General features: G+C 72.0%; 8 protein-coding genes. 7 read left to right on the plus strand and 1 reads right to left on the minus strand.

What is annotated here, in order from left to right:
- The first annotated feature begins 111 nt into the window (after positions 1-111).
- From J1M40_RS08990 to J1M40_RS09020, 7 genes are all read left to right on the plus strand, one after another.
- Entirely contained in the window at positions 112-1,101 is a 990-nt protein-coding gene (locus tag J1M40_RS08990) for a D-glycerate dehydrogenase (RefSeq protein WP_069941093.1), read from the plus strand.
- A 32-nt stretch (positions 1,102-1,133) separates the two neighbouring features.
- Entirely contained in the window at positions 1,134-2,648 is a 1,515-nt protein-coding gene (gene lysS, locus J1M40_RS08995; RefSeq protein ID WP_036384191.1) for a lysine--tRNA ligase, read from the plus strand.
- Between the two features lies 1 nt (position 2,649).
- Positions 2,650-2,889 (plus strand): hypothetical protein, encoded by a 240-nt coding sequence (locus J1M40_RS09000; protein WP_041104642.1) that lies wholly within the window; start codon positions 2,650-2,652, stop codon positions 2,887-2,889.
- 164 nt (positions 2,890-3,053) lie between these two features.
- Positions 3,054-3,356 carry an Lsr2 family protein gene (locus J1M40_RS09005; RefSeq protein WP_069941092.1) on the plus strand — a complete coding sequence of 101 codons (303 nt, stop codon included), beginning with the start codon at positions 3,054-3,056 and terminating at the stop codon, positions 3,354-3,356.
- 156 nt (positions 3,357-3,512) lie between these two features.
- Positions 3,513-6,068 carry an ATP-dependent Clp protease ATP-binding subunit gene (locus tag J1M40_RS09010; protein ID WP_041104641.1) on the plus strand — a complete coding sequence of 852 codons (2,556 nt, stop codon included), beginning with the start codon at positions 3,513-3,515 and terminating at the stop codon, positions 6,066-6,068.
- A gap of 327 nt (positions 6,069-6,395) precedes the next feature.
- Entirely contained in the window at positions 6,396-6,578 is a 183-nt protein-coding gene (locus tag J1M40_RS09015) for an Rv0909 family putative TA system antitoxin (protein WP_041104640.1), read from the plus strand.
- 96 nt (positions 6,579-6,674) lie between these two features.
- On the plus strand, positions 6,675-7,190 hold the full coding sequence (locus J1M40_RS09020) for an amino-acid N-acetyltransferase (protein ID WP_002856080.1): 516 nt from the start codon (positions 6,675-6,677) through the stop codon (positions 7,188-7,190).
- Between the two features lie 37 nt (positions 7,191-7,227).
- Here the strand turns inward: J1M40_RS09020 and J1M40_RS09025 are convergent.
- A partial coding sequence (locus J1M40_RS09025) for an A/G-specific adenine glycosylase (protein ID WP_206450717.1) occupies positions 7,228-7,996 on the minus strand: 769 nt, incomplete at its 5' end.

The following is a 7,996-nucleotide window of genomic DNA, read 5'->3' on the forward strand; positions in this document are numbered from 1 at the left end:
GTTCGCCGGCGGGCGGCGGACCAGCGGGGGCGGCGGAGGTGGGCGCGGACGAGGTCGGCACGGACGACGACGCCGCGTCCTCCCCGCCCCGATCCGAGAGTGAGGCCCGCCGTGACCCCCCGTTTCCTGCTCATGACCCGCCTCCCTGAGCCCGGGCTCGGAATGCTGCGCGAGGCCGGAGAGGTGGTGGACGGCGCCGACGTCGGAGGGGACGCCGCGCTCGCGCGGCTGGTGGCCTCGGGGGACTACGACGTCGTCGTCGCGGCCCTGGACCAGAAGTTCACCGCCGACGTGCTCGCCGACGCGCGGATCAGGGGCATCGCCAACTACGCGGTCGGCTACAACAACGTGGACGTGGCCGCCGCGACGCGGCGGGGGATCGCCGTCGGCAACACCCCGGACGTGCTCACGGACGCCACCGCGGACATCGCGATGCTCCTGATCCTCGGGGTGACCCGCCGTGCCCCCGAGGGTGAGCGGATGGTGCGCGAGGGACGCTTCCACGGCTGGGCGCCGGACCTGCTCGTGGGCCGGGACGTGCGTGGCGCGACCCTGGGCCTGGCCGGTTTCGGGCGGATCGGCAAGGCGGTGGCCGAGCGTGCGCTCGCCTTCGGCATGGAGGTCGTGTTCGCGCCGCGGCCGCCCGCGCACCGGGAGGTCGCGGCCGCGGAGCTCGGCGACCTCGCCGGCCGCGTCCGTCAGGTCCGCTGGGAGGAGCTCGTCGAGGTCGCGGACGTCCTGTCCCTCCACGTGCCCCTGACGGACGACACCCATCACCTCGTGGATGCGGACGTGATCGCGAAGATGAAGGACGACGCCGTCCTCGTCAACACGGCCCGGGGGCCCGTGGTGGACGAGGCGGCCCTCGTCACCGCCCTGCGCGAGGGGCGGCTCTTCGGCGCCGGTCTGGACGTCTACGAGGACGAGCCCGCCCTCGCCCCGGGCCTGGCCGAGCTGGAGAACGTGATGCTCCTGCCGCATCTGGGCTCCGCCACCCGGGACACCCGCGCCGCGATGGCCGAGCTGGCCGCGCGCAACGCGATCGCCATGGCCACGGGCGCGGAGGCCCCGGCCCTCGTCAACCCCGAGGTGCGCGGCTGACCGGCGGGGCGCCGTCGGTAGACTCGGGGACCGTGACCACCCAGAACTCCGCCTCCGCCGCCGTCGACCACCACGATCAGCAGGCCGTCCGCGCCGCCAAGCGTGAGCAGCTGCTCGCCTCGGGCCGCGAGGCCTACCCCGTGCAGGTGCCGCGCACCCACGCGCTGGCCGAGGTGCGTGAGCGGTTCGACGGCCACGAGCCCGACTGGACCTCGGGCGAGACCGTGTCGGTGACCGGGCGCGTCGTCTTCCTCCGCAACACCGGCAAGCTCTGCTTCGCCACCCTGCAGGAGTCCGGCGCGGACGGGGAGGCCGTCCGCCTCCAGGTCATGGTGTCCCTGGCCGCCGTCGGTGAGGAGTCCCTGGCCGAGTGGAAGAAGGTCGTGGACCTGGGCGACTTCCTCTCCGTCACCGGCGAGGTGATCGTCTCGCGCCGCGGCGAGCTGTCCATCATGGCCTCGGCGTGGGAGATGGCCTCCAAGGCGCTGCGCCCCCTGCCCGTGCTGCACGCGGATCTGAACGAGGAGACCCGCGTCCGCCAGCGCTACGCGGACCTGATCGTGCGCGAGGAGGCCCGCCGCATGGTCTACACCCGGGCCAAGGTCACCTCGGCGGTGCGGCGCACCCTCGAGGGCCACGGCTACGTGGAGGTGGAGACCCCGATGCTCCAGCTGGTCCACGGCGGCGCCCTCGCACGTCCCTTCGAGACGCACCTCAACGCGTTCGACCAGCCGATGACCCTGCGCATCGCCACCGAGCTGTACCTCAAGCGCGCCGTCGTCGGCGGCATCGACCGCGTGTTCGAGATCGGCCGCGTGTTCCGCAACGAGGGCGTGGACTCGACCCACTCGCCCGAGTTCACCACCCTCGAGTCCTATGAGGCGTGGGCGGACATGCACGTCATGGCCGAGCGCATGCAGGAGATCATCCTCAACGCCGCGGACGCGGTGGGCGCCGGGCGTCGGCTCGAGACCGCGAAGGGCGTCATCGACCTCGACGGCGAGTGGGCCTGGGTCGCCGTGTACCCGGGGCTGTCCGAGGCCGTGGGCCGCGAGATCACCCCGGAGACGGACGCCGAGACGCTGCGGGCGATCGCCGCGGAGCACGAGGTCAAGGTGGACCCCGCGTGGGACGCGGAGAAGCTCGTGATCGAGCTGTTCGGCGAGATCGTGGAGCCCACCCTGATGAACCCCACGTTCGTGTACGACTACCCGCCGGCCGCCCAGCCGCTCGCGCGCCCGCACCGCTCGGACGACCGGGTCATCGAGGCCTGGGACCTGATCATCGGCGGCATGGAGCGCGGCACCGCGTTCTCCGAGCTGATCGACCCCGTCATCCAGCGCGAGCGCCTGACCGCCCAGTCGGCGATGGCGGCCGCCGGCGACGACGAGGCGATGCAGCTGGACGAGGACTTCCTGCGCGCCCTCGAGTACGGCGCCCCGCCCATGGGCGGCATCGGCCTGGGCATCGACCGCCTGGTGATGCTGTTCACGGACGCCGGCATCCGCGAGACCATCCTCTTCCCGCTGCTCAAGCCGGAGGCCTGACATGGCCGCCTTCTGGGACTACTTCTCCGTCCTCGCCCCCTCGATCGGCCTCGGGCTCATCTTCTGGCTGGTGATGCGCTCCCTGCTGCGTTCGGACACGGGTGAGCGCGAGAGTCAGGCCCGCCGGCTCTCGGGCGCGGACGCGCGGGCGGCCCGCGAGGAGGCCGAGGCCCGTGAGTGGGCGGCCCGACGCCGAGCCGAGGGAGGGCCGGGGGCTGATCCGGAGGACCGCGCCCGGTGAGATTCCTTCCCCGGCGTTGAAGAATCCTTCTGCCCGGCTTCGTTGCGGTATTCTTGAATCACCACAAGTGCACGGCCGGAATCGTGAGCACGCGGGAAAGAACCCCGAGAGCGAAGACCGGAACCCAGGGACACGCGCACGAGAGAAGAAAGTGGGAATCACCGTTGGCACAGAAGGTAGAAGTGGTCCTCGTGGATGATCTTGACAGTTCGCCTGCAGATGAGACCGTGAACTTTGCATTGGACGGTCGCAATTACGAGATCGACCTGTCGAAGGAGCACGCTGCGGAACTCCGTGAGTTCCTGAAGCCCTACATGAAGAAGGGCCGCGCCGTGGCGCCGCCGTCGCCCAAGGTCGAGGCCGCCCAGATCCGCAAGTGGGCGGCCGAGAACGGCTACGAGGTCTCGAGCCGCGGTCGCCTGCACCGCGACGTGGTGGAGGCCTACCGCAACGCGAAGCGCAAGTGAGCGTCCCGCCCGGGTGCGTCGAGGAATCGGCGTCCCCGGGCCTCGTTCCGGCCCCTCCCGAGGACGGCCGGGCCGCTTCTCCCGCTGGCGAACAGCCGCGCGGCACGCGGTCCGGGTGCGTAGTGTCGACCACGACCGTACGCAAGGAGTGTGCCCATGTTCGAGAGATTCACCGACCGCGCCCGGCGGGTGGTCGTGCTCGCCCAGGAAGAGGCGCGCATGCTCAACCACAGCTACATCGGCACCGAGCACATCCTGCTCGGTCTGATCCACGAGGGTGAGGGCGTCGCAGCCAAGGCACTGGAGTCCATGGACATCTCCCTGGGCGCCGTGCGAGAGAAGGTGCAGGAGGACATCGGCCAGGGTCAGCAGAACCCGCCCGGCCACATCCCCTTCACGCCGCGCGCCAAGAAGGTGCTCGAGCTGTCCCTGCGCGAGGCGCTGCAGCTCGGCCACAACTACATCGGCACCGAGCACATCCTGCTCGGCCTGATCCGCGAGGGCGAGGGCGTGGCCGCCCAGGTCCTCGTGCAGCTCGGCGCGGACCTGAACCGCGTCCGTCAGACGGTCATCCAGCTGCTCTCCGGCTACCAGGGCGGCGCCCAGGGTGGCAAGGAGACCGCGGGTGCCGGGGTGGGCCAGGGCGGCGAGGCCGGCCAGAACGCCGGCTCCGTGGTGCTGGACCAGTTCGGACGCAACCTCACCGCGGCCGCGCACGACGGCAAGCTGGATCCCGTCATCGGGCGTGCGGGTGAGATGGAGCGCGTCATGCAGGTGCTCTCCCGCCGCACCAAGAACAACCCCGTGCTCATCGGCGAGCCCGGCGTCGGCAAGACCGCCGTCGTCGAGGGCCTGGCCCAGGCGATCGACCGCGGCGACGTCCCGGAGACGCTCAGGGACAAGCAGCTCTACTCGCTGGACCTCGGCTCCCTCGTGGCCGGCTCCCGCTACCGCGGCGACTTCGAGGAGCGCCTGAAGAAGGTGCTCAAGGAGATCCGCACGCGCGGGGACATCATCCTGTTCATCGACGAGATCCACACCCTCGTCGGGGCGGGTGCGGCCGAGGGCGCGATCGACGCCGCCAGCATCCTCAAGCCGATGCTGGCCCGCGGTGAGCTGCAGACCATCGGCGCCACCACGCTGGACGAGTACCGCAAGCACATCGAGAAGGACGCCGCGCTCGAGCGCCGCTTCCAGCCGATCCAGGTCGCCGAGCCGTCCGTCGAGGACGCCACGGAGATCCTGCGCGGCCTGCGGGACCGCTACGAGGCGCACCACAAGGTCTCCATCACCGACGGCGCGCTCAAGGCCGCCGCCGGCCTGGCGGACCGCTACGTCTCCGACCGGCACCTGCCGGACAAGGCCATCGACCTGATCGACGAGGCCGGCGCGCGTCTGCGCATCCGTCGCATGACCGTGCCGCCGGAGATCAAGGCCTACGAGTCCCGGATCGCGGAGGTGCGCACCCAGAAGGAGGCCGCCATCGACGGCCAGGACTTCGAGGGCGCCGCCCGCCTGCGGGACCAGGAGCAGCAGCTCGGGGACGAGCGCCGCGAGAAGGAGCAGGCGTGGCGCACCGGCGCGGACGCCGACGTCGCCACGGTGGACGAGGACCTCATCGCCGAGGTGCTCTCCAAGTCCACCGGCATCCCGGTGTTCAAGCTCACCGAGGAGGAGACGGACCGCCTGCGCAACATGGAGGACGAGCTCCACCGCCGCGTGATCGGCCAGGACGAGGCCATCAAGTCCCTGTCCCGCGCCATCCGCCGCACCCGCGCGGGCCTGAAGGACCCGAACCGCCCCTCGGGGTCGTTCATCTTCGCCGGCCCCACCGGCGTCGGCAAGACGGAGCTGGCCAAGTCCCTCGCGGAGTTCCTCTTCGGGGACGAGGACGCGCTCATCACGCTGGACATGTCCGAGTTCCAGGAGAAGCACACCGTCTCGCGTCTGTTCGGCGCCCCTCCCGGCTACGTGGGCTACGAGGAGGGCGGCCAGCTCACCGAGAAGGTCCGCCGCCGTCCGTTCTCCGTGGTGCTGTTCGACGAGGTGGAGAAGGCCCATCAGGACCTGTTCAACTCCCTGCTGCAGATCCTCGAGGACGGTCGCCTGACCGACTCGCAGGGCCGTGTGGTGGACTTCAAGAACACCGTGATCATCATGACCACGAACCTCGGCACCCGGGACATCTCCAAGGGCGTCATGACCGGCTTCCAGTCGGCCACGGACACCACCACCGGGTACGAGCGGATGAAGGGCAAGGTCAAGGAGGAGCTGCGCCAGCACTTCCGCCCCGAGTTCCTCAACCGTGTGGACGACGTGATCGTGTTCCCGCAGCTGCAGAAGCACGAGATCGTGGAGATCGTGGACCTGTTCGTCTCCCGCCTCGGCAAGCGCCTGGCGGAGCAGGACCTGTCCATCGAGCTCACCCAGTCCGCCAAGGATCTGCTCGCGGACCGCGGCTACGATCCGGCCATGGGCGCCCGCCCGCTGCGCCGCACCATCCAGCAGATGGTGGAGGACCAGCTCTCGGAGAAGATCCTCTTCGGCGAGATCCCGGCCGGCTCCCTCATCACCGTGGACGCCACGGGCGAGGGGGAGGGCGCCGAGCTGACGTTCGCGTTCTCCGGCGGCCGGGAGGCCCTGGAGGGTGCGGACCTGGCCGAGCTCGAGTCCGGTGCCGGCGATCCGGTGGACGCCGACCGCTCCGTGTGACCTGCGGGGTCTGACCCACGACGCCGGACCGCGCGTCCGGTGGCCACGGCCCGTCGCCCCTCCCCCTCGGGGAGGAGGCGGCGGGCCGTCGTCGTGCCCCCGCGGGGACGCCGGGGCCGAGGTCCGCGACACCGCCGCCGGCATCAAGGACGGCCTCGCGAAGGACCGCTGAACCGGCCCGCCTCTCCGGAGGCACGAGAGGGGTTCCCTCGCGGCGGGATCGGTGCCACTGTGGTCTGTGACCGCTCGACGGTGGTCCTGTCTCCGCTTCGACCCGGCGCTCGCCGGGACGGCTGCGGGGCAGCCCCGAGAAGAAGGAGGCCGCCCATGGGTATCGGTGACCTGAACAACCTCGCAAACCAGCACTCGGACAAGATCGACGAGGCCGTGGACAACGCTCAGGAGCAGCACGGCGACAAGCTCGGCGAGCACGGCGACACCGTGAACAAGGGTGTCGACGGCGCGCAGGAGAAGTTCCTGTCCGGGGACGAGGGCGAGCAGCAGGCCTGAGCCTGCCGTCGACGCCGCGGGAGCCCCCGCCCGGTCCGCCGGGACGGGGGCTCCCGTCTGTCCGGGGTCGGGATGTCCGTGCCTAGACTGGACCCCATGCCTGCCGACCGCCCCCTCACCCTCCGCTCGGCGCGGACCCAGGACGTCCCGGTCATCCAGGCGCTCGTGGAGCCGCTGGCGCGGGAGCGCGTGCTGCTCCAGAAGGAGGCGGTGGCCTACTACGAGGCCATCCAGGAGTTCGTGGTCGCCGAGGAGGCGGACGGGACCCTGGCCGGCTTCGGCGCCCTCCACGTGATGTGGCAGGACATCGCCGAGGTCCGCACCCTCGCCGTCTCGGAGGCCCACCGGGGGACCGGCGTCGGGCACCTGATCATCGAGGAGCTGCTGGACCGTGCGCGGGCCGTGGGCGTCGAGCGGGTCTTCTGCCTGACCTTCGAGGTCGAGTTCTTCCGCCGGCACGGTTTCGAGGTGATGGCGGACCAGTCCGCCGTGGACCCGGAGGTCTACGCGGAACTGCTGCGCTCCACGGACGAGGGCGTCGCCGAGTTCCTGGACCTCGCCCGGGTCAAGCCGAACACGCTCGGCAACACGCGGATGATCCGCCGCCTCTGAGCCGCCGCACCGCGGGCCGCCCCAGGCCCCGGCGAGGTCAGGCCGGGAAGGTGAGGCCGCCGTCGTCGTCCCGGGCCAGCAGCCCGTCCGACACGAGCCCGGCGACGCACCGCGCCCACTGCGCGTCGTCGGGGCGGTGCGACCCGAGCCGCCCCCCGGCCACGACGACGGCGGGCACCTCCGCCTCGGCCACGCGCCCGTGCTCGCGGACGGCGGCCATCACGGCCCCGCGCACCTGACGGTCCGTGCCGGCCCAGGCCTGGCCGCGCGGCACCTCCACCGGCGGCGGGGAGCCCGCTGCGACCCACGCGCACGTCTCCGCCAGCGGGCAGCGGTCGCAGGCGGGGGAGCGGGCGGTGCAGACGAGGGCCCCGAGTTCCATGACGGCCGCGTTCCACGCGTTGGCGCGGGCGGGGTCCTCGGGCATGAGGGCCTGGGCGCGGCGCATCTCGGCGCGGGTCAGCGACCTGCCGGGCAGGGCCTCACCCGCGACCGCGCGCGCGATCACCCGGCGCACGTTGGTGTCCACGACGGTCTCGGGGACGCCGAACGCGAAGCTCGCGACCGCCGCGGCCGTGTACTCGCCGATGCCGGGCAGGGCGCGCAGGGCGGCGGGGTCGGCCGGCACCCGGCCGTCGTGGCGCCCGACGACGGCCCGGGCGGCCTCCTGGAGGCGCAGGGCCCGGCGCGGGTAGCCGAGTCGGTCCCAGGCCGTGAGCACGTCTGCGGTGGGGGCGGCGGCCAGGTCCGCGGGGGTGGGCCAGCGCTCCAGCCACTCCCGCCAGCGGGGCAGCACCCGCACGACC

It is taken from the genome of Micrococcus sp. KRD026 (assembly GCF_017168445.1).
GTDB lineage: Bacteria > Actinomycetota > Actinomycetes > Actinomycetales > Micrococcaceae > Micrococcus > Micrococcus luteus.

What these genes read in the sequence shown, in the direction of transcription:
- J1M40_RS09000 (WP_041104642.1), top strand. Translation starts at nt 2,650, where the DNA reads ATGGCCGCCTTCTGGGACTACTTCTCCGTCCTCGCCCCCTCGATCGGC.
- J1M40_RS09010 (WP_041104641.1), top strand. Translation starts at nt 3,513, where the DNA reads ATGTTCGAGAGATTCACCGACCGCGCCCGGCGGGTGGTCGTGCTCGCC.
- J1M40_RS09015 (WP_041104640.1), top strand. Translation starts at nt 6,396, where the DNA reads ATGGGTATCGGTGACCTGAACAACCTCGCAAACCAGCACTCGGACAAG.
- J1M40_RS09020 (WP_002856080.1), top strand. Translation starts at nt 6,675, where the DNA reads ATGCCTGCCGACCGCCCCCTCACCCTCCGCTCGGCGCGGACCCAGGAC.